A 20,845-nucleotide genomic window follows, 5' to 3' on the forward strand; every position below is an offset into this window, starting at 1 on the left:
AGTACGACCGGGGGAGGCTTTCGGATTGAACCCCCTTGCGGGCAAGCGCTGTTGAGCTTTCACTCCTTCGCGCCGCCACCCCTTCACGCCGGTGGAAACGTGCCGGCGGACGCGCCCCTGCGGGCGCGGCGCGGCACGTGTGCACCGATGGCCGGTCCCGGGGCGGCCGTCGGCCGCGCACGAGTGTGCGAAGGGTACGCGGGGCAGTGCCCGACGAACAGTCAGGAAGGTTTCCAGTGGCTGGTTCTGGCTGTCCGTCAGCATGTACCGATAGCGCATGGAACCGGCCTTTGTCATGCCCGCCAGGAAAAGACCGCATGTGGAGGGCGGATCGTCCGACCCGTGGTGCACACTCCTCGCAGACACTGCTTCGTTGAATTGCGTGGGGAGGCGATGGCGTGTTCGCAGGAATCGACGAGGTCGACTGGGCCTCGATGGAGCATGCCTACGGGCCGGCCGATGACGTGCCCGCGATGCTGCGGGGTCTGGCGTCCGCCGATCCGGCGGAGCGCGAGGCGGCCCTGGACGGGATGTACGGGGCCGTGCACCACCAGGGCGATGTGTACGCCTGCACGCTGGCCAGCATTCCTTTCCTCTTCGAGCTGGTGGCGGATCCGGGCATCCAGGACCGCGGCAGCATCGTCGAGTTGCTCACCAGCATCGGCGGCATCGATCTGGACGAGGACGACGAGGAGGAGATCGACGAGGAGGAGATCGAGGGCGCGGCCAACTACGCGATGGCGGCGACCGCCGTCACCGCGGGCGCCGGGGTCTTCTTCGAGCTGATGGCCGACGAGGATCCGGGGGTCCGGCTCGCCGCTCCCCTGGCGCTCGCCGCGCTGCACGGCCGTCCGGACCGGGTCCTCGCACTGCTGCGGGAGCGCATGCCGATCGAGCCGGCCGAGGAGGTGCGGCTCGCCCTGGTCGAGGCCGCGGGGCGGGTGGCCCTGCGCCATCGCGCGCTGGCCGGGCAGGCCGCGGCGTGGCTGAGCCGGCTGGCGGGCGAGGGCTTCCCGGCGGGGCTGCGGCTGGCCGCGCTCGCCCAGCTGGCGCGGTGCGCGCCGGACGCGCTGCCCGGCGATGTCGTACGGGTGGTGACGGGGCTGCTGCGGCAGCTGCGCTCGAAGCCCGCGCGCCGGGGCGGGGCGGGCACCGCGGGCGGGACGGGCACCGCGACCGACACGCAGCAGGCCGAGGCGGTCGGGGCCGTGGAGGCGTACCCGGACGCGGGCGGGCCCGGCGAGCCGCCCGCCGAGGAGCGGTCCGCGCCGGTGACCCTGGTGGGGAAGTCGCGGGGGCTGTCCGGCGAGGAGGAGGCGGAGCATCCCGCCCCCTGGACCGCGGATCTGCTGCGCACCCTGCACGTCGGGCTCGACGACCGGGTCGCCGAGCGCACGGCGCTCCTGGCCGACCAGCTGCGCAGCCCCGACCGCCGGCAGCGGATCGACGCGCTCCGGATGAGCAGCGGGCTGGTCCGGGTCTGGCGCGGTTCGTACGGGGAGCTCGTCCGGCTGGTCGGTGAGCAGCTCGCCACCCCCGACCCGCAGCTGGCCGAGGCCGCCTCGCACGTGCTGGAGGACCTCTTCGGGCTCGCGGCGCCCGCGGCCGACGCGCTGGCGGCACGGGTGGCGGCGGACCCCGGTGCCTGGGTGAAGGACTGGTCGAGCGGGCCGCCGGGACTCGGCAGCGCGGTGAAGGCGCTGGCCCGGCTGGGGGACGCCCGGTCCCTGCCCGCGCTGGCCGCCGCGCTGGAGCGGCCCGAGGTGCCGCACGACGTGGGGTTCGCCATCGGCTTCCTGGGGGCGACGGCGGACCCGCTGGCCGAGGTGCTGTGCCGCAGGCTCGGCGAGGTCCCGCTGGACGGGAGGGCGCACGACCGGGCGGGCCCGCTGCTCACCGGGCTGGCCGCGCTGCGGGCGCAGGAGGCGCTGCCGGAGGTGCTGCGGATACTGCGGGGCGCGCCGGCGCACCGGGGCGAGTGGCTGCGCACCGCGGCGCTGCGGGCGCTCGCCGCGTTCGGGCCCGCGGCGCACGGTGCCGTGCCGGAGCTGCGGGCACTGCTGCGGAGCCCCGGGTCGGCGTCGGCGACGGAGGTCGCACAGGCCCTGTGGGCGGTCGACGGGGACGCCGACGCCGTGCTGCCGGTGCTGATCGAGGGCCTCCAGGCGGAGCACGTCCACGAGCGGCGGTCCGCGGTGAACGCGCTGGGCGGGCTCGGGGCCCGGGCGGAGGTGACCGCGCCGCGGCTGCGCGCGCTGCTGGGGCACGAGGATCCGTGGCTGCGGCTGGACGCGGCGATCGCGCTGTGGGACGTGACCGGGCGGGCCGACGAGTCCGTACCGCTGCTCCTTGCGGCCTGGGAGGCGAACCGTCACTCCAGGGTCCGGGTGGCGGAACGCCTGGCGCAGTCGGGGGTCGCTGGTGCAGGGTCGGAGTCGGCACGCGCGCTGCGCGCCGAGCTCGCCTCCGTCCGCCGTCACAACGCGATGGACGGCGGATACGGCAGCCACGACACATACGAGGACGAGAAACTGCTGGCGTTCTGCCGGCAGGCCCTTCGGGGCGGTACGGGGAAGGGACCCGCCACATGATCATTTTTGGCACGCGAGGCTATCTGTACCAGCTGGCCATATTGACGCTCGTCTGCGGCTGGTGCGGCAATCCGGCCGCCCACACGCTGCGCAAGAGGGTCACGAAGTTCACCCTGTTCTTCGTGCCGCTGTTCCCGTTCTCGACGAAGTACGCGACCCAGTGCACGTTCTGCGGCGGCGAGCAGCAGATCCCGAAGGAGCAGGCCGACCAGCTGCTGGCGCAGCAGGCGGCCGCGCAGAACGGCAACCCGTTCGGCCAGCCGCAGGGACAGCCGGGGTACGCCCAGGGCGCCCCGGGACAGAACCCGTACCAGAACTGAGCTCCGCGCCCGTACCGGCGGGGAAGACCTCGTCGGCACCGGGCGGGCGGGACGGTCCGGTGGCGGTGCCCCCACGGCGTCCCGCCGCATCCCATGGTGTCTCCCGGCATCCACGGTGCCTGCGACGTTCCCCGGCTCCTCGACGTTTTCCGGCTCCTCGGCGTCCCCGGTGCCCGTCGCGTCACCCCGGCAACGGACCACCCCTTCTCTGCACTGAACGGGCACAACGGACTTACCTTCCCATAAGGTCTATCTGGTATGGGCCGCCGGAAGGGAGGGAGTCATGCGCCCGGATCGCCGGACGTGGCGCCGTGCGGCGGCGGCCCTCGGGCTCGTCGCCGGTGTCGCGCTGTCGTCCGGCTGCGGCGACACCGGCGGGCTGCACAGCGCCGGGCCGACCCCGACGGCCATCGGCCCCACCCGGCTCTGGCCCCGGCTGCCGCCCGCATCCGCCGCCCCGTACGACTACGGCGAGGGCGAGACCGCCCGCATCCCGGGGATCACGGTGCCGGACGGCGACGTGCGGCGGCTGGATCCGGTGGCGGTGGTACGGGCCGGCATCAGGGCCCGCACCAACCGGACCAGCGGTACGGCCGACCTTCCCGCCGACGTCGTCCGGAGGATCGACGCGTGCCCCTCCGAGCCGGCCTCCTGCCCGGTGCTCCCGCCCTACTTCCGCGATCTGACGGGCGACGGCCGGGAGGAGATGATCCTCGGCATCGAGTTGCCCGGCCGTCAGGTCTCCATCCGGGTGTACATGCCGGATTCGGGCGGGCTGACCCGGATCCTGTCCACCTCGGACGCCGTGATCAGCGTCGAACTGGCCGGGCGGGACCTGATCGTGCGGGTGCCGTCGGCGATCACCGGGTACGAGTACCGCACCGCCTGGTCCTGGGACGCCGGACAGCGCGCGATGCTGCCCGCCCGGGACGAGATCCTGCGGATTCCGCCGTCCCGGACGCCGCGGCCGTCCCTCACGGCCTCCCGGCCCGCCGTCTCTCCCCCGGCCACGTCGCCCGGGGTCCTCGCGGAACGCCGATGAGCCGCCGCGACACGAGGGACCGGGAGCCGGGCCGGAGCGGCGCGGTACAGCGCGGTACGGGCGCCCGGGAGTCCGGCCGGAGCGGCACGGCCCGGCGCGGTACGGACGGGTCCGCGCCGCGTCGGCGCAGGGTCCGGGTGCCCGCCTGGACCGCGACGCTCACCTGGAAGGCGGCCCTCTTCATCACCGTGATGTGCTGCGCGCTCGCCGCGCTGCTGGGCGCGCTCGTGCACACCGGGATGGCCCGCGAGACCGTCGGCCAGTCCCGCGAGAAGGCCCTGGCCCGGCTGGCGGACGCCACCGTCGCGTACCAGACGGGCGAGGCGATGCCGCCGGGTTCGGGGATCGATCCGCCCGGACTGCCCGCCGAGCTGCGCGCCCTGGCCGTGAGCGGCGAACGCGGCACGCTGGTCGGCGACCTGGCCGGGCATCCGGTCATGTGGGCGGCGGCCCCGGCGGACGGCCGCGCGCTGGCCGCGGTGGTGGACTACGGCCAGAGCGCCCGCACGATCGACAATCTCGACAGGGCGATCGTCGGTTCCGCCCTGCTGGCCATCGCCGTCACCGTGCTGGTCGGCGCGTTCGCCGTCACCCGGGTCACCCGGCGGCTGCACCAGACGGCCCGGGTGGCCCGCCGGATCGGCGCGGGCGACCTGGACGCCCGGGTGGCCGACCCGCGCACGACGGACCCCTCGCGGCCGCAGGACGAGGTCGCCATCGTCGCCGGGGCGCTGGACACGATGGCCGCCACGCTCCAGCGCAAACTGCAGACCGAGCAGCGTTTCACCGCCGACGTGGCGCACGAGCTGCGCACCCCGCTGACCGGTCTCTCGGCCGCCGCCGAGCTGCTGCCGCCGGGGCGGCCGTCGGAGCTGGTGCGGGACCGGGTCCGGGCGATGCGGGCGCTGACGGAGGACCTGCTGGAGATCTCCCGGCTCGACGCCCGCACGGAGAGGGTCGATCTCGCCGTGTACGAACTGGTCCCGCTCGTCGAACGGGTGGTGCGTGCCTCCCGGACGCAGACCGCGGTCCGGATCGCGGACCCGGCTCCCGGCCGGCCGGAGCGGTCCGTGCGGGTTCGTGTGGAGACCGATCTGCGGCGGCTGGAGCGGGTGCTGGGCAATCTGATCGCCAACGCCCACAAGCACGGCCGTCCCCCGGTGGTGCTGACGGTCGACGGGCCGGTGGTGACCGTGCGCGACCACGGCCCGGGTTTCCCGGAGTACCTGCTGACCGACGGCCCCCAGCGGTTCCGCACCGAGGGCGCGGGGCGGGGGCACGGTCTCGGGCTGACCATCGCCGCCGGGCAGGCCGAGGCGATCGGCGCCGAACTCGTGTTCCGCAACGCCCCGGACGGCGGGGCGACGGCCCGGGTGGTGCTCCCCGAGCCCCTGGCCCCGGACTGCGGGGCGCCCGATGACGACGCGTCGGACGGCGGGACGACGGGCGGCGGGGGCGGATCGGAATCCGGCCCGCGCGAGGAGCAGTGACGGGCCGCCGGATGCCGCCCCGCAAGCAGATCCGGCCGACCGCGCACCTCCTCGGCCCGCCCGGACATACTTGCTACGACATAAGGGAAATGGGCACCGGCTCTTGCTACGTTGCGTGGCATGACCGCAACGACGGCGGACGCGCCCCCGCCCGCTCCCCGCCTGCCCAAGCGGCGCGGGGTCGAGCTGCTGCTCCTCGTCGGGGCCGTTCTCGTCCCCGTCCTCGGTTACGCCGCCGTCGGCCTGGGCAGGAACGGCGCGGTGCCGCCCGATGTGGCCGGTTACGGGGCGGGCCTGGGGCTGCTCGCCCTCCTCGCCCATCTCGCGGTCCGGTTACGCGCCCCGTACGCCGATCCGCTGCTGCTGCCCATCGCCGTGCTGCTCAACGGGCTCGGCCTGGTGCTCATCTACCGGCTCGACCTGGAGACGCCGAAGGACCAGGCGGCCCCCACCCAGCTGATCTGGTCCACGCTCGGCGTGTCGCTGTTCATCGCCGTGGTGGTCCTCCTGCGCGACCACCGGGTGCTCCAGCGGTACGCGTACCTGTCGGTCGCCGCGGCCCTGGTGCTGATGATCGTGCCGATCTTCTTCCCGGCGGTGAACGGGGCCAAGATCTGGATCCGGGTCGGCGGTCTCTCCTTCCAGCCGGGCGAGTTCGCCAAGATCCTGCTCGCCGTGTTCTTCGCCGCGTACCTCGCGGCGAACCGCAACGCGCTCGCGTACACCGGCCGCCGGTTCTGGAAGCTCCAGTTCCCCACGGGCCGGGTGCTCGGCCCGATCGTGGCGATCTGGCTGCTCAGCGTCGGCGTGCTGATCCTGGAACGCGACCTGGGCACCTCGCTGCTCTTCTTCGGCCTCTTCGTGATCATGCTGTACGTGGCGACCGGCCGGACCGGCTGGATCGCGGTGGGCCTGCTGCTCGCCGCCCTCGGCGCGTTCGTCGTCGGCTCCTTCGAGCCCCATGTGCACAGCCGGGTGCAGGACTGGCTCGATCCGTTCGCCTCGATCGACGCCGGTCGGGGCCCCGGCCAGCTGGCCCAGTCGCTGTTCGCGTTCGCCGCGGGCGGGATGCTCGGCACCGGGCTCGGTCTCGGCCACTCCATCCTCATCGGCTTCGCCGCCAAGTCCGACTTCATCCTGGCGACGGCGGGCGAGGAGCTCGGGCTGACCGGGCTGACCGCGATCTTCCTGCTGTACGCGCTCCTGGTGGCCCGCGGCTACCGGGCCGGTCTCGCCCTGCGCGACCCCTTCGGACGGCTGCTGTCGATCGGCCTCGCCTCGATCCTGGCGCTCCAGGTGTTCGTGATCGCGGGCGGGGTGATGGGGCTGATCCCGCTGACGGGCATGGCGATGCCGTTCCTCGCCCAGGGCGGTTCGTCCGTCGTCACCAACTGGATCATCGTGGCGCTGCTGATCCGGGTCAGCGACCAGGCCCGCAGACCTCGGCCCGACGCCGTGGAGACCGGAATCATCGCGCCGGTGCCGGAGGGCGACCGGTGAGCCCGTCCTTCCGTTTCCGTGTCGCCTCGCCCCCGTACCCACCCCTGTCGGCCGGGCCCCCGTCCCCGTGCCCGCCCCGAGCACCGGAGGCCCGGTCGTGATCCGCTGCATCCGCCGCGCCGCCGCGCTCTGTCTGCTGCTGCTCGTGGCACTGCTCCTGAACGCCGCCCGCATCCAGGTCATCGACGCCGACAGCCTGGACCACAACCCCGCCAACCGCCGTCTGACGATCACCCGTTACGGCCAGCCGCGCGGGAACATCCTGGTGGACGGCAGGTCCGTCACGGGGTCCGAGGACACCGGCGAGCAGCTCAGGTACGAACGCACGTACCGGAACGGTCCGCTGTACGCCCCCGTGACGGGCTACGCCTCGCAGACGTACGGCACCTCCCTGCTCGAGTACACCGAGGACGACGTCCTCTCCGGCACCGATCCGATGCTCGCCCCGTTCCCGCTGTGGAACGACATCACCCGCGCCCAGCAGCCCGGCGGCAACGTCGTCACAACTGTCGAGGACGCCGTGCAGCGCGCCGCCTACGACGGGCTCGGCGGGCGACGGGGCGCGGTCGCCGCCCTGGAGCCGGCGACGGGGCGCGTCCTGGCGCTGGTCTCGACCCCCTCGTACGATCCCGGGCTGCTCTCGGGCACCGGTTCGTCCGTCACCGACGCCTGGCGGCGGCTGAACGGGGCGGAGAGCCGGCCGATGCTCAACCGGGCGATCCGGCAGACCTATCCGCCGGGTTCCACCTTCAAGATCGTGACGGCCGCGGCGGCGCTCGACGCGGGGGTCGTCACCGATCCCCACGCGGAGACCGACACCCCGTCCCCGTACGTGCTGCCGGGTACGACGACGACGCTGCCCAACGAGTCCCGGGGCTGCGAGCAGGCGTCGCTCGCCGAGGCGATCCGGATCTCCTGCAACACCGTGATGGCGGACCTGGGGGTGCGGGTCGGGCTGGCGGACATGGTGGAGGCGGTGGAGAAGTTCGGCTTCAACGACACCGGGCTCAAGATCCCCCCGGGGGTGGCGAAGAGCAATTTCGACACCCGGATGTCCGAGGACCAGCTCGCGCTGTCCTCGATCGGGCAGTTCGACACGACGGCGACCCCCCTCCAGATGGCGATGGTGGCGTCCGCCGTGGCGAACGGCGGCGACCTCAAGTACCCGTACCTGGTGGACCGTACGACCACCCGGGGCGGGGCGACCGTCCGTCAGAACGGGTCGCGCACCTACCAACGGGCGATGAACCCGCGGACGGCGATGCAGCTGCGCGAGATGATGGTGGACGTCGTGGAGAACGGCACCGGGTCCAACGCGGCGATCGACGGGGTGACCGTCGGCGGCAAGACCGGCACCGCGCAGCACGGCGTCGACAACACGGGCACGCCGTACGCCTGGTTCATCTCCTGGGCGCAGGCGCCCGGTTCGGCGCAGCCGGCCGTCGCGGTCGCCGTGGTCGTCGAGGACGCGGCGGCGCGGCGGGCCGACATCAGCGGCGGCGGCAGCGCGGCCCCGATCGCGCGTTCCGTCATGAGGGCGGCCCTGCGAGACTGACCGGATGAGCGATGCGACGGACGAGGTGCGCCGGACGCTGGAGCGGATCGACCGGACGGACCCGCGACTGTGCGCGTTCGTCGAGGTGTGGCACGAGCGGGCGCTCGCCGACGCCGGACCGGCCCGCCGACTGCCCCTGGCCGGTCTGCCGTTCGCGGTCAAGGGGCGCTCGGGCATCCGGTCGTACGCGGCCCGGCGGCTGATCGCGGCCGGTGGTGTCCCGGTCGGCTCGACCTCGGTGCCCGGCCCCGGCACGCCCTGGCAGACCTGGGGGCTGGGCGCCCACGGCCGTACGGTCAACCCGTGGCGCCCCGACCGCACCCCGGGCGGCTCGTCGGCGGGCTCGGCGGCCGCGGTCGCGGCGGACCTGGTGGAGCTGGCGACCGGCAGCGACGGGGCGGGGTCGGTACGGATTCCGGCCGCGTGGTGCGGGGTGTTCGGCCTGAAGACGACGAACGGCCTGCTGCCCTCCCCCGACCGTTCCGGACTGGCGTCCGCCGGGGTGCTGGCCCGGTCGGCGGCCGGGGCCGGAAGGTATCTGCGCACCGTCCTGGACGAGTACGAGCCGGTGCCGCCGGTCCTTCCCGTGCCGGCCGTCCTCAGCCCGGACCTGGGGTACGCCGAGGTCGATCCGGAGGTCGCCGCGGTGGTGCGGCGCGCGGTGGAACGGCTGGTGGCGGCCGGGGTGGTGCGGCTCGTGGGCGGTGCGTGCGAGCTGCTCGACCCCTGCGGGGCGTGGTCGGCGGTCCGGGGCGGGGAGGAGTCCCCCGCCGCCGCGGAGGTCCGGCGCGAGAACGACCTCCGGCTCGACGCGCTGTTCGCCCGCGCCCCGCTGCTGCTCACCCCGACCACGCCCAACCGCCCGCATGGGCACGACGGTCCGGGCGAGCTCTACTCGACCGCGCTGACCTGGGCGTTCAACCTCAGTGGGCATCCGGCCGCCAGTGTTCCCGCGGGCTTCACGGCGGACGGCTGCCCGGTCGGGCTGCAACTGGTCGCGGAGCGCGGGGCGGACGTCGCGCTGCTCGCGGCGGCCGGTGCGGTGGAGAGCGCCCTGCCCGCCGTACGACCGCGACCTGATCTGATCCGACCTGGCCTGACCTGACTTGACCCGGCCCGGCCCGGCCCGGCCCCGATGGTGCTCCTGTCGGCGGTGGTGGCCTTGTGGCGGGCGGCAGGTGGTGGGTGGCGGGCGGAGCCGGGCCGTCCGCCACCGTTCCCGTTCAGTTCAGCGGCTCGCGGCGCCGCAGCCACGGTTCGGGCGCCCCGTCGGTTCCGGTGGCCGCGCCCACGACGCCGCCGGTGATGGCGCAGGTCGTGTCGACGTCGCCGAGGCCCTCGGCCGTCGCCCAGAGCGCCGCCTCCAGGTCGCCCGGGTGCCGGGCCGCGGTCCACAGGGCGAACGGGACCGTGTCGTCGGCGCGGACGCGCTGCCCGTTGCCCAGCAGGTCGGCCGCCTTCCACGGCTCGGTGGTGAAGGGGACGTCGACGGCCCGGCGCAGCCCGTCGTGCACGAGCCCCTCGGGGGTCCGGTCGGCGACCGCGGCCAGGGTGAACTCGCCGCGGACGGTCAGCGCCGCCGCGACCGCGACCGCCACCGCGCCCGCGATCCCCTCCGGGTGGGCGTGGGTGACGGTGGCCTGCAGCGTCGCCTGCTCGGCGACGAACCCGACGTCCTGGTGGAAGTACGCGCCGAGCGGCGCGACCCGCATCGCCGCGCCGTTGCCGAGGCTGCCGCCCTCGAAGAGTCCGGGCGCCAGGGTGCGCCAGTCGGCCGGTGCGGCCAGCAGTTGGGGCAGCAGCATGTGCATGCCGTGTCCGTAGCCGCGGGCCTGATCGGCCTCGTAGGTGAGGGCGAAGCAGAGCGCGAGACGGTCCTGCTCGACCCGGCCGTGCTCCTCCAGGGACCGCAGCAGGGCGCGGGCCAGCGCGGTGTCGTCGGTCCAGTGCCAGTCGGGTTCCTCGGGGGTGCGGCGCGCCTTGATCTCGTTGAACGCCCGGCGGGGCTCACGGAAGAGGGGGAACCAGCGCTCGCCGAACGCGTCGCCCAGGGCCAGCGCTTCCAGGCTGCGGCGGGCGGCTGCGGGGTCTGCGGCAGGGGGCGGGGGCAATGGCGTCATGCGGTCATCCTCCCCGCCCCGGCCGACGGCGTACATCCGTTTGCCCCGTCGTCCCGCAAAGACGCCCCGTTCCGTCGCACCGCCGGGGTGTCTCCGGGCAACCGTTCGTGCCGGGCGGCTCCTCGCCCCCGGGCGGCCGACGCGTCGTCAATCCCCCGGCGTGCCGGAACCGCCCCGGGTTATCGCCTCCTCGACCTCGGCGACCCTGGCCCGTTCCTCCGCCGCGAAGCGGTCCCGGTCGAGCTGTTCGGCCATCTCCTCGTCCTGGGCCATCAACAGGTCCAGGGTGGAGTCGCCGAGTTCGAAGACGCCCATGTCGACGTATGCCTTCTGGAGCCGTTCGCCCCACAGGCCGATGTCCTTGACGCACGGCACTATCCGGCTGAACAGCAGCTTCCGGAAGAGCTGCAGGAACTCCGAGTGCTCGGAGAGGTCCTTGGCCTCCTGCTTGCCGATGCCGAAGTTCTCCAGCACCTCGACCCCGCTGAGCCGGTCCCGCATCAGGTAGCAGCCCTCGATGACGAAGTCCTCGCGCTCGCGCAGTTCGGCGTCGCTCAGCTGCTTGTAGTAGTCGCGCAGTGCCATCCGTCCGAACGCGACGTGCCGGGCCTCGTCCTGCATGACGTACGCGAGTATCTGCTTGGGCAGCGGCTTGTTCGTCGTGTCGCGGATCATGCCGAACGCGGCCAGGGCGAGCCCTTCTATGAGGACCTGCATGCCGAGGTAGGGCATGTCCCAGCGGGAGTCGCGCAGGGTGTCGCCGAGCAGCCCCTGGAGGTTGTCGTTGATCGGGTAGAGCATCCCGATCTTCTCGTGCAGGAACCGGCCGTAGATCTCGGCGTGCCGGGCCTCGTCCATGGTCTGGGTCGCGGAGTAGAACTTCGCGTCCAGGTCGGGGACGGCCTCCACGATCCTGGCCGCGCACACCATGGCGCCCTGCTCACCGTGGAGGAACTGGCTGAACTGCCAGGAGGCGTAGTGCTTGCGCAGCTCGCCCCGGTCCTTCTCGGTCATCTTCGCCCAGTACGGGGTGCCGTACAGGGTGAGGGCCTCGTCGGGGGTGCCGAGCGGATCGACGGGATCGACCTCCAGGGACCAGTCGATGCGCTTGTTGCCGTCCCACTGCTTGTCCTTGCCCTTCTGGTAGAGGGCGAGCAGGCGGTCCCGGCCGTCGTCGTAGTCCCAGGTGAAGCGGGCGACGCCGGAGGCCGGCACCTGCCACGTCGGTGCTTCGGGGGCAGTGGTGTAGAGGTCATGTGTCGACACGGACGGCTCCTTCGCCTGGCATGTTCCGACAATTCCCGTGGCGCTTGCGTCAGTTGGCAGGTTCACACGTTGGTAGACACCCGGTCAACAAGTCGCGCCCAAGGGATTGACGGCCTTACTGACGGGGCGTCTCATAAGGAGTGACCCCCGGTAACCCACGCGCGAGGTGCCTCCAGCCATGACCACCGTGTCCGAACGCGACATCCAGCTGCTGCGCGACGCACTCGGCCCGCTCCGGGACCGGGAGCAGGTCGCCGAGCGACTGCTCGAATCCTCGGCCAAGCACTCCTTCGACCCGGACAAGGAGCTCGACTGGGCCTCGGCGGCCGAGGAGGGCAAGTGGTTCTGGCCGCCCGAGCTCGTCTCCCTCTACGACACCCCGCTGTGGCGGAAGATGTCCGAGGAACAGCGGATCGACCTCTCCCGGCACGAGGCGGCGTCACTGGCCTCGCTGGGCATCTGGTTCGAGATCATCCTCATGCAGCTGCTGGTCCGGCACATCTACGACCGCCCGGTGACCAGCAACCACGTCCGCTACGCGCTCACCGAGATAGCCGACGAGTGCCGGCACTCGATGATGTTCGGCCGCATGATCAAGTGGGGCGGGACACCCGACTACCCCGTGCCGCGCGTCTACCACAACCTCGCGCGCGTGCTGAAGACCATCTCCACCACGCCCGGTTCGTTCGCCGCGACGCTGCTCGGCGAGGAGATCCTCGACTGGATGCAGCGGCTGACGTTCCCGGACGAGCGGGTCCAGACGCTGGTGCGCGGCGTGACCCGCATCCATGTGGTCGAGGAGGCCCGGCACGTCCGGTACGCCCGCGAGGAACTGCGCCGGCAGATGGTGACCGCCCCCGCCTGGGAGCGCCGGCTGACCCGGCTGAGCTGCGGCGAGGCGGCCCGTGTCTTCTCCGTCTGCTTCATCAACCCGCAGGTGTACGAGAACGTCGGCCTGAACCGGCACGAGGCCGTCGCCCAGGTGAAGGCGAGCGGCCACCGGGCGGAGGTCATGCAGACCGGAGCGAAGCGGCTGACGGACTTCTTCGACGACATCGGAGTGCTCAACGGGGTGGGGCGCAGGATGTGGAAGAAGTCCGGCCTCCTGGCCTGAGCCGCCCGCCCCCGGCGGCCCCCACCCCACTCTCGGCCCCGCTTCCGGCACCGGCTTCACCCTCGCCCCGGGCCCGCTCACGGCAGGGTGACCTCCCGCGCCCGGCCCATGCCGAAGCGCTGCGCGAGCCGCGTCATGCCCTGCGACATCCTCGACGGCATCGAGCCCGGCTCCGGAATGGCCACCGGCCGCTGCCGCCCGTTCTGGATCGCCGCTATCCGCCAGCCCCGCGGCGTCCGGACGCAGACGATGACCTGGCGCGACAGCCGCCGCTTCGGCAGCCTGTCGCGCCAGGGCATGAGGACCGATCCGTTGCCCACCAGCACGGCCACGGAGTCGGTGACGAAGCGCAGGGACTCGATCTCCCCGACCATCGCCGACCCGGCGATCACGCCGCGGAACAGCTTGTCGTGGTTGTCCTCCAGCTTCGCGGAGCCGGCCGCCCAGCTCCCGTCGTAGGACACGTAGTCGGCATCCTCGGTGAACAGCCGCCCGAATCCGGCGGAGTCCGCCTCCGTCCAGGTCCTGCAGTACTCCGCGAAGAGCTCGCGGATCTCGGTCTCCCGGGTGTCCATGCGCTTCCCTCTCCCCCGTCACGCCTCTGCTATTATTTCGTTCGGCCGAACTAAATATATGGAGCGCTCATGGGAACGTCAAGGGAAGAACTCCTCGCCCGGCTCGGGGAGGCAGGGCGGGTGCACAGCAACGCGGCCGTCATGTACCACGCGGCGATCAGCACCCGGATGGGGCTCAGCTCGGTCGAGGAGAAGACGCTCGACCTGCTCCAGCGGTCGGGCGCGCTCAGCGCGGGCGAGCTGGGGGAGTTCACCGGCCTGGCACCGGCCTCCGTCACCGGGCTGGTCGACAGGCTGGAGCGCAAGGGGTTCGCCCGCAGGGTGAAGGACCCGCAGGACGGCAGACGGGTCAACATCGAGATCGACCCGGGCATCGAGGCCCGGTTCGCCCCGCTCTTCACCCCCTTCGCCGCCCATCTCGCCGAGCTGTACGCGGAGTACTCGGACGCGGAGCTCGCCGTGATCCTCGGGTTCCTCGACCGTTCCGCGCACATACAGCGGGAGGCGACCCGCGCGCTCGGGGAGCAGCCGTGACGGTCAGCGCCCCGTCGCTCCCCCGGTCGTTAGGCTTTCGGGCATGACTGCCGCCGTGCCTCCGACCCGCGCGTACCGAAGGCTCAGCGTCGAGGAGCGCCGCGCCCAGCTTCTCGGCGCGGCCCTCACCCTCTTCGCCCACCGGGCCCCCGACGAGGTCTCGCTCGACGAGGTCGCCACGGTCGCCGGGGTGTCCCGGCCGCTCGTCTACCGCTACTTCCCCGGCGGGCGGCAGCAGTTGTACGAGGCGGCGCTGCGGTCCGCCTCGGACGAGCTGATCCTGTGCTTCGCCGAGCCGCCGGTGGGGCCGCCCACCGAGCGGGTGTCGCGGGTGCTCGACCGCTACCTCGCCTTCGTCGACGAACACGACACCGGGTTCAGCGCGTTGCTGCGCGGCGGCAGCGTCGTCGGGACCTCCCGCACGACGGCGATCGTCGACGAGGTGCGGCGCGCGGCGGCCGAGCAGATCCTGCTGCACCTGGGCAGGTTCGGCGCGGGCGCCGGGACCGCGCCCGGCCCCAGGCTCCGGATGATGGTGCGCACCTGGATCGCGGCGGTCGAGGCCGCGTCCCTGATCTGGCTGGACGAGGGGAAGCAGCCCGCCGCGGCCGAGCTGCGCGGCTGGCTGGTCGACCAGCTGCTCGCGCTGCTGACCGTCACGGCCGCGACGGACCCGCAGACCGCGTCGGTGCTGGAGGCGCTGCTTCCGCTGGAGAACGCCGAGGGCCCGGCCGGGCGGCTGGCGGAGCGGCTGGTCGCGGTGGCCGACGGGGCGGGCCATCTGCTGTCCACGGAGCGATCGGTCAGACTGGGGCGGTGAGAAGCGAGAACACCCCCTTCACCGGTGGCCCCCTGGACGGGCGGGTGCTGCCCGTCCTGGTGGGTGCGACCGGCCACCCGCCCAAGTGGTACGAGGTCCCGGTCCCGGCCGCCGACGACGGTCCCCCGACCGTGTACGCCTACCGTCGCGCACCGGCCGGTCATTCCAAGCGGCTGGGCATCCCGCGCGGCTGGGTGTACGAGTACGTCCCCGAGGGGCGGGTACGGAACACCCCCAAGTGGCCCTGGTCCAAACCGCACTGAGAGCGCGGCGGGTGCGGGGCCCCGCGCCGGTTTCCGGACGTTCTAAGATCGACGCTCTGGTGCTCGGGCACGGTCAGCGAGGGTCTTTCGTTCGGATCCGGCCTGATCCAAACGGAAAACCCTAGGGGGGATGCGCCATGGAGGCGCCGCGTCAGGACGATCCACGCCGCTTCGGTCCGTACACCGTGCTTGCACGGTTGCGCGAGACCGCGAGCGCCGTGCGGTACCTCGCGCACGACCCGGCGGCCGACGACCCCGTGGTGATCACCGCGGCCCGTCCCGAACTCGCCTCGCTGCCCGCCTTCCGGCGCCGTTTCCAGGCGGAGGCCCGTACCGAGGAGCGGCTGGCCGGCGACGGGCCCCGGCCGGACGTCCCGGCCGACGCCACGGACTCCGAGCTGCCGTGGACGGCCGGACCCTATGTGCCCGCGGTGGCGCTCTCCGAGGCGATCGGTCTCACGGGGCCGCTTCCCGAGCACGCCGTGCGGACGCTGGGCGCGGGCATCGCCGAGACCCTCGCCCGGGTGCACGCCACCGGTGCCGTGCTCCAGGGCCTGGCCCCCCGGACGGTGCTGCTGGCCGAGGACGGGCCGCGGCTCACCGCGTTCGGCCCCCTGGGCGCCGCGGCCTCCGCCGAGGCCCGGCCCGGCGGGCAGTTGTCCGTACGGCTCGGCTACCTCACCCCCGAGCAGGTCGAGGGCGAGGAGCCCGGCCCGGCCTCCGACCTCTTCGTACTGGGCCTGCTGCTGGCGTACGCGGCGACCGGTACCACTCCGCTCGCCGACGGTCCGGCCGCCGAGGGGGCCGAGCGCATCGCCCGCACGGACCCCGAACTGGGCGCGGTTCCCGAGGAGTTGCGCGATCCGATCGCTCGCTGTCTGGCGAAGGACCCGGCCGACCGGCCGAGCGCGGAGACGGTGGCGGCGGAGCTGGCCCCGGAGGGGGTCGCGGAACTCACGAAGGACGGCTGGCTGCCGGAGCGGCTGGTCGCGGCGCTGGCGGAACAGGAGGCGCGGGTACGGGAGTCGACGGCGTCGGGCCTGCCGCTCGCGGCCCCGGCGGAGGACCCGGCGGAGGACCGTACCGAGGCCCCGGCAGACACCCCGGACGAGGGAACGGCCGAGGGAACGGCCGACGGGGCAGGGGCCGAGGCCGCCGGGTCCTCCTCCCTCGTCGGGGACACCCGGACCACCCAGCTCAGCGGCATCGGACGGCGCGCCCCGAGGACCGACCGTCCGACCACCCAGCTGTCCGTCCCGCCCGAGCTCACCGCCCCGCAGCCGGCCTCCACCCCGGCCCTGCCGGCAGGCTCCGGGGCCGGGTCCGGCCCCGGCACGGAACTCGTTCCCGCCGTTCCCGCCCTTCCCGCTCTGCCCGCCGGTCCCGTCCCCGCGCTTCCCGCGGCGCTCCCGCCCGCCGCCGTCCCGTCGGCCGCGCCCCCGCTCCCGGTGCCCGCCGGGTCCGCCGCCCCCGCCCGGCGGTCCGTCGAGGCCGCGCCCGGCCGGCGCGGGCTGCTCGTCGGGCTCGCGGCCGGGGCCGCGGGGCTGCTCGTCGGCGGGGGCGGTGTGCTCGCGCTGGGCGACGACGGGTCGACGGACGACCCCAAGCCCGCGCCGAAGCGCAGCGCTCCCCGCCTCGCCGGGCTGCCGCCGTCCCCCCGCTGGATATACACCCACCCGGAGTCCCTGCCCGCGCCGCTCACCGCCACCCTCTGGAACGACCGGCTGCTGGTGCTGACCGGGGAGAACGGGGCGACCGCCGTCGACCTGCGGACCGGCCGCCGTGCCTGGGAGAACGCGGACGCGGCCCGGGGGAAGGCGGCCGTCACCGCCGGGGATTCCATCTGTTTCGTCATCGGTCCGTCCGAGTTCCTGTGGCTCTCGGCGAAGAACGGCGAGGTCACGCACCGGGAGGCCCACGCGGACCTGTTCGCCGGGGCGCCGGGGCTCACGGTGTCGGAGATCGTCGGCTCGGCCGACCCGGTGGTCTGGTTCACCGGCTCCCACAAGGTCACCGTCAAGGCCCCGCCGCCGAAGAAGGGCAAGAAGCGCGGCAAGGACAAGCAGGTCGTCAAGTCGTACCTCTTCGCCTACGACATCGCGCGGCGCAAGGAGCTGTGGCGGGCCCCCGTGCCCAACGGACGCGGCGGGGCCCCCGTCCACCGGCTGATCGCGCTCCGGGAGAACGACATCGTCGTGCGCCAGACCCAGGACACGCTCGCCCCCGGCGACGTGCGCGCCGCCAAGGGGAAGGCCGTCTTCCGGTGCTTCGACCGGAAGACCGGCAAGCAGCTGTGGAGCAGGTCCCTCGGCTCCGTCGCACCGGACGGGGCGGCCTCGGGCGATGAACAGGGGCTGCTGTACGCGGCGGTGGGCGACGACCTCCTGGCGTTCGAGACCCCGTCCGGCAAGCCGAAGTGGACACTGAACGGCACCGGCAGCCCGTTCGGGACCCCGGTCGCCGGCGGGGCTCTGCTCCACACCGCCAACCGCTCCCAGGAGGTGGGGGCGGTCGAGCGGGAGACCGGGCGGCTGCGCTGGCGACGCTCCACGGAGGTGCTGCCCGGCACCTCCGCGCCCGCCGTCTCGCTCAGCACGACCGGCAGGACGCTGCTCGCCTCGGACAGGTCCCAGGTCACCGCGTTCGCGGCGCAGGACGGGCGACGGCTGTGGAAGTTCCAGGACATCGGGGTCCAGGACCCGAAGGGCCCCGCGGTCACCGCCCCGTACCGGGTGCTGCCGACCGGACGGCTGGTCGTCGTGCAGCGCGACCGGATGTTCTACGCGCTGCCCGTCGACTGAGCCCGGGGCCCGGGTTCCGATCCCTTCGTCCAAAGCGGCGCGTCCCGGCGGCCGCTCCGGACGAAGGGGCCCGGAACCCGGGCGGCGCACCGACCCCGCCGCCTTCCGGGCGAACCCGTCCACCGCCGCACGCGCGGTTCTTGCATCTCCCGGCACCGAGTGACCGTATTGACCCGTTGCGCTCACTCATGGGGTAGTTCCGCGACTGCCCCGTCACCGGAGGTGATGTCGTGTCGGCCGGAGTCCTGCGTACGGTCTGCACCGCGACCCTGGCGGCCCTCGTCGTGACCTCGCCGGCGGTGGCCGCGCCCGGGGCCCCGGACCCCGTCGCGGGTGACACGGCCGGGTCGCCCGGCTCCCCCGCGACCGCGGGCAGGAGCGTCTCCCTGCTCCTGACCGACCTGCGGAAGCTGTACCAGCAGGCCGAGGAGGCCACCGAGACGTACAACGGGACCGCGGCGGAGCTGAAGAAGCGCACCGCAGAGGCGAAGAAGCTCGACACCGCGCTCGTCGCCGCCCGTACCGCGCTGGCCGACAGCCGCGACGCGGCCGGGCAACTGGCGCGGGAGCAGTACCAGGGGCGGTCCGACTTCTCCACGTACATGCGGCTCCTGCTGTCCCCCGACCCCGAACACCTCCTGGACCAGGAGCACATGATCCGGCGGGCGGCCGCCGGGCGGGCGGCGACCACGAAGCGGCTCACCGCCGCCGAGAAGCGCGCCGACGACCTGGCGACCGAGTCCCGCAAGGTGCTCGACCGGCAGCGGGTCCTGGCCGCGCGGCAGAAGAAGCAGCGGGACACGGTCCGGACGCGGCTGCGGGCGGTGGAGAAGATGCTGTCCACGCTCTCCGGCACACAGCTCGCCGAGCTGTCCCGGCTCGAACAGGAGGGCACGGCGAAGGCCCAGGGCGCCCTGGCCGCCTCGGGGGCGCTTTCCTCGACGAGGCGGCCGTCCGGGGCGGGCGCCGAGGCGGTGGCGTACGCGATCGGCCAGATCGGCAAGCCGTACGTGTGGGGCGCGGAGGGGCCGGACTCGTTCGACTGCTCGGGGCTCACCTCGCAGGCGTGGGCGCGGGCGGGCCTGGTCATTCCGCGGACCTCGCAGGAGCAGTGGCGGCAGTTGCGGAAGGTGCCGCTGAACGCGCTGCGCCCGGGCGACCTGGTGATCTACTTTCCGAAGGCCACCCACGTGGCGCTGTACATCGGCAACGGTCTGGTGGTGCAGGCGCCCCGGCCGGGCTCGCGGGTGAAGGTCTCGCCGATGGCGTCGAACCCGCTGCTCGGTGCCGTGCGGCCCGACCCGCAGGGCGCTTCGCTGTCCTCGTACCGCCTGCCGGCGCTCCCGTCGGGCGCCTCCTCCGGCTCGGACACGGGGTACGGCTCGTCGTCGGCGCCGGGGCGGTAGCCCGCGGGCGCGGGTCCGGGAACGGCCCGCACGTGGCAGGGGAACGGCGACGGGGCCGGGCCCGTCGGTGTCCCCGACCCGGCCCGGCCCCGTCGCGCCGTCCGGGCGTCTACGCGGCGCCCGACACCTCGGCGAGGTACGCGCCGGCCTTCTCCGGTTCGAAGAAGAAGTTCTCGAAGTCCGCCGGGTCGTTGAAGCCGTTGGCGAAGCGGTCGGCGACCGGCTGGAACTGACCGGCGGCGCCGATCAGGTTCAGCACGTGCTCCGGCGGTACGCCGAGCATCGCGTTGGTCCACTTCACGACGTGCTGCGCGGTCTCCCAGTAACGGTCGAACGTCGCCTGCATCCACTCCGCGTCGAACTCCCGGTCGCCGTGCTCGACGATCGCGTCCAGGTACGCGTTGGCGCACTTGGAGGCGGAGTTGGAGCCCTGGCCGGTGATCGGGTCGTTGGCGACGACGACGTCGGCCACGCCGAGCACCAGGCCGCCGCCGGGCAGCCGGCCGATCGGCTTGCGGACGGTCGGCGCGTAGCGGCCCGCCAGGGTGCCGTTGGCGTCGGTCAGTTCGACCTTGGTGGCGCGGGCGTACTCCCACGGCGTGAACCGCTCCATGAGCTCCAGCGTCTTCGCGAGGTGCTCGGAGGGGTCCTTGATGCCCTGGAAGACGTCGAGCGGCCCGCCCGGGACGCCTTCCCAGAACAGGATGTCGGCGCGGCCGGACGTGGTCAGGGTCGGCATCACGAACAGCTCGCCGACGCCGGGGACCAGGTTGCAGCGGACCGCGTCGAACTCCGGGTGCTCCGGGCGCGGGCCCATGCCGTGGACGTACGCGACGGCCAGGGCGCGCTGCGGGGCGTCGAACGGCGAACGGGACGCGTCCCGGCCGAACATGGAGACCAGCTCGCCCTTGCCCGCGGAGACCAGCACCAGGTCGTAGGTGCGGGAGAAGTAGTCCAGGTCGGAGACGGCCGCGCCGTGGATGACGAGCTGGCCGCCGCGCTGGGCGAACGTCTCCATCCAGCCGGCCATCTTCACGCGCTGGTCGACGGACTGCGCGAAGCCGTCCAGCCTGCCGACCCAGTCGACGGCGCGCGAGGAGTCGGGCGCGGCGACGGAGACGCCGAGGCCCTCGATGCGCGGGGCCTGGGACTCCCAGAAGTTGAGCTGGTAGTCGCGCTCGTGCTGGAGCGCCGTGTGGAACATGCACTGCGTCGACATGACCCGGCCGGACCGGATCTCGTCGGCGGTGCGGTTGGACATCAGGGTGACTTCGTAGCCCTTGGACTGCAGTCCGAGGGCGAGCTGGAGCCCGGACTGACCGGCTCCGACTATGAGTATTCTCCGCATCGCGGTTCTCCGTTACGTGTTGCGTACGAGCCGGGCGGGGGCCGGAGGGCGGGCCGAAGGGCCCGGCCCTGGCCCCGCGAGCCCCGGCCGGGCTCCGGGC

17 protein-coding genes are annotated in these 20,845 nt (G+C 73.5%); 13 read left to right on the forward strand and 4 right to left on the reverse strand.

From position 1 onward, the window contains the following. The first annotated feature begins 398 nt into the window (after positions 1–398). From ABZZ04_RS05005 to ABZZ04_RS05035, 7 genes are all read left to right on the forward strand, one after another. A complete protein-coding gene (locus ABZZ04_RS05005; RefSeq protein ID WP_356930789.1) occupies positions 399–2,591 on the forward strand; it encodes a HEAT repeat domain-containing protein in 2,193 nt (730 codons plus the stop codon). Continuing rightward, entirely contained in the window at positions 2,588–2,911 is a 324-nt protein-coding gene (locus ABZZ04_RS05010) for a zinc-ribbon domain-containing protein (protein WP_356930790.1), read from the forward strand. Before ABZZ04_RS05005 ends, ABZZ04_RS05010 begins: the two co-directional genes overlap by 4 nt. Before the next feature lie 283 nt (positions 2,912–3,194). Beyond that, the gene (locus ABZZ04_RS05015) at positions 3,195–3,953 is read left to right on the forward strand and encodes a hypothetical protein (protein ID WP_356930791.1); all 759 of its coding nucleotides are present in this window, start codon (positions 3,195–3,197) and stop codon (positions 3,951–3,953) included. Then, the gene (locus tag ABZZ04_RS05020) at positions 3,950–5,443 is read left to right on the forward strand and encodes a HAMP domain-containing sensor histidine kinase (RefSeq protein WP_356930792.1); all 1,494 of its coding nucleotides are present in this window, start codon (positions 3,950–3,952) and stop codon (positions 5,441–5,443) included. The genes ABZZ04_RS05015 and ABZZ04_RS05020 overlap by 4 nt, the downstream gene beginning before the upstream one ends. A 120-nt stretch (positions 5,444–5,563) precedes the next feature. After that, complete coding sequence (locus tag ABZZ04_RS05025) at positions 5,564–6,943, forward strand: FtsW/RodA/SpoVE family cell cycle protein (RefSeq protein WP_356930793.1); 1,380 nt, start codon at positions 5,564–5,566, stop codon at positions 6,941–6,943. Positions 6,944–7,040: 97 nt separating this feature from the next. Further along, positions 7,041–8,498, forward strand: a complete 1,458-nt coding sequence (locus tag ABZZ04_RS05030) for a penicillin-binding transpeptidase domain-containing protein (protein WP_356930794.1) — start codon at positions 7,041–7,043, stop codon at positions 8,496–8,498. Positions 8,499–8,502: 4 nt separating this feature from the next. Then, complete coding sequence (locus ABZZ04_RS05035) at positions 8,503–9,603, forward strand: amidase family protein (RefSeq protein ID WP_356930795.1); 1,101 nt, start codon at positions 8,503–8,505, stop codon at positions 9,601–9,603. Positions 9,604–9,721: 118 nt separating this feature from the next. Here the strand turns inward: ABZZ04_RS05035 and ABZZ04_RS05040 are convergent, their stop codons facing one another. Both ABZZ04_RS05040 and ABZZ04_RS05045 read right to left on the reverse strand, forming a co-directional pair. Further along, positions 9,722–10,618, reverse strand: coding sequence for an ADP-ribosylglycohydrolase family protein (locus tag ABZZ04_RS05040; protein ID WP_356930796.1), 897 nt, complete (start codon positions 10,616–10,618; stop codon positions 9,722–9,724). A gap of 147 nt (positions 10,619–10,765) precedes the next feature. Next, positions 10,766–11,884 (reverse strand): ferritin-like domain-containing protein, encoded by a 1,119-nt coding sequence (locus ABZZ04_RS05045; protein ID WP_356930797.1) that lies wholly within the window; start codon positions 11,882–11,884, stop codon positions 10,766–10,768. A gap of 178 nt (positions 11,885–12,062) precedes the next feature. Here ABZZ04_RS05045 and ABZZ04_RS05050 point away from each other — a divergent pair, with 178 nt between their 5' ends. Further along, positions 12,063–12,998: a diiron oxygenase gene (locus tag ABZZ04_RS05050; RefSeq protein ID WP_356930798.1), complete on the forward strand. Its 936-nt coding sequence runs from the start codon at positions 12,063–12,065 to the stop codon at positions 12,996–12,998. 77 nt (positions 12,999–13,075) lie between these two features. On the opposite strand, the gene ABZZ04_RS05055 is transcribed toward ABZZ04_RS05050, so the two are convergent. After that, complete coding sequence (locus tag ABZZ04_RS05055) at positions 13,076–13,573, reverse strand: SgcJ/EcaC family oxidoreductase (protein WP_356930799.1); 498 nt, start codon at positions 13,571–13,573, stop codon at positions 13,076–13,078. Between the two features lie 69 nt (positions 13,574–13,642). Between ABZZ04_RS05055 and ABZZ04_RS05060 the strand changes: the two genes are divergently transcribed. From ABZZ04_RS05060 to ABZZ04_RS05080, 5 genes are all read left to right on the forward strand, one after another. Then, the gene (locus ABZZ04_RS05060) at positions 13,643–14,107 is read left to right on the forward strand and encodes a MarR family transcriptional regulator (RefSeq protein ID WP_356930800.1); all 465 of its coding nucleotides are present in this window, start codon (positions 13,643–13,645) and stop codon (positions 14,105–14,107) included. 43 nt (positions 14,108–14,150) lie between these two features. Further along, positions 14,151–14,927 carry a TetR/AcrR family transcriptional regulator gene (locus tag ABZZ04_RS05065; RefSeq protein WP_356930801.1) on the forward strand — a complete coding sequence of 259 codons (777 nt, stop codon included), beginning with the start codon at positions 14,151–14,153 and terminating at the stop codon, positions 14,925–14,927. Then, complete coding sequence (locus ABZZ04_RS05070; protein ID WP_356930802.1) at positions 14,924–15,190, forward strand: hypothetical protein; 267 nt, start codon at positions 14,924–14,926, stop codon at positions 15,188–15,190. The genes ABZZ04_RS05065 and ABZZ04_RS05070 overlap by 4 nt, the downstream gene beginning before the upstream one ends. Positions 15,191–15,327: 137 nt before the next feature. Beyond that, a complete protein-coding gene (locus ABZZ04_RS05075; RefSeq protein ID WP_356930803.1) occupies positions 15,328–17,991 on the forward strand; it encodes a PQQ-binding-like beta-propeller repeat protein in 2,664 nt (887 codons plus the stop codon). A 230-nt stretch (positions 17,992–18,221) separates the two neighbouring features. Then, complete coding sequence (locus ABZZ04_RS05080) at positions 18,222–19,397, forward strand: C40 family peptidase (protein ID WP_356930804.1); 1,176 nt, start codon at positions 18,222–18,224, stop codon at positions 19,395–19,397. 109 nt (positions 19,398–19,506) lie between these two features. Here the strand turns inward: ABZZ04_RS05080 and ABZZ04_RS05085 are convergent, their stop codons facing one another. Further along, a complete protein-coding gene (locus ABZZ04_RS05085) occupies positions 19,507–20,745 on the reverse strand; it encodes a styrene monooxygenase/indole monooxygenase family protein (protein ID WP_356930805.1) in 1,239 nt (412 codons plus the stop codon). Positions 20,746–20,845 lie beyond the last annotated feature (100 nt).

Source organism: Streptomyces sp. NPDC006435, from assembly GCF_040612315.1.
In the GTDB taxonomy this organism is placed as follows: domain Bacteria; phylum Actinomycetota; class Actinomycetes; order Streptomycetales; family Streptomycetaceae; genus Streptomyces.

Coding starts and splice junctions, on each gene's coding strand:
- ABZZ04_RS05020 (WP_356930792.1), top strand. CDS start 3,950: ATGAGCCGCCGCGACACGAGGGACCGGGAGCCGGGCCGGAGCGGCGCG.
- ABZZ04_RS05010 (WP_356930790.1), top strand. CDS start 2,588: ATGATCATTTTTGGCACGCGAGGCTATCTGTACCAGCTGGCCATATTG.
- ABZZ04_RS05065 (WP_356930801.1), top strand. CDS start 14,151: ATGACTGCCGCCGTGCCTCCGACCCGCGCGTACCGAAGGCTCAGCGTC.
- ABZZ04_RS05085 (WP_356930805.1), bottom strand. CDS start 20,745: ATGCGGAGAATACTCATAGTCGGAGCCGGTCAGTCCGGGCTCCAGCTC.
- ABZZ04_RS05035 (WP_356930795.1), top strand. CDS start 8,503: ATGAGCGATGCGACGGACGAGGTGCGCCGGACGCTGGAGCGGATCGAC.
- ABZZ04_RS05075 (WP_356930803.1), top strand. CDS start 15,328: ATGGAGGCGCCGCGTCAGGACGATCCACGCCGCTTCGGTCCGTACACC.
- ABZZ04_RS05025 (WP_356930793.1), top strand. CDS start 5,564: ATGACCGCAACGACGGCGGACGCGCCCCCGCCCGCTCCCCGCCTGCCC.
- ABZZ04_RS05040 (WP_356930796.1), bottom strand. CDS start 10,618: ATGACGCCATTGCCCCCGCCCCCTGCCGCAGACCCCGCAGCCGCCCGC.
- ABZZ04_RS05055 (WP_356930799.1), bottom strand. CDS start 13,573: ATGGACACCCGGGAGACCGAGATCCGCGAGCTCTTCGCGGAGTACTGC.
- ABZZ04_RS05050 (WP_356930798.1), top strand. CDS start 12,063: ATGACCACCGTGTCCGAACGCGACATCCAGCTGCTGCGCGACGCACTC.
- ABZZ04_RS05060 (WP_356930800.1), top strand. CDS start 13,643: ATGGGAACGTCAAGGGAAGAACTCCTCGCCCGGCTCGGGGAGGCAGGG.
- ABZZ04_RS05015 (WP_356930791.1), top strand. CDS start 3,195: ATGCGCCCGGATCGCCGGACGTGGCGCCGTGCGGCGGCGGCCCTCGGG.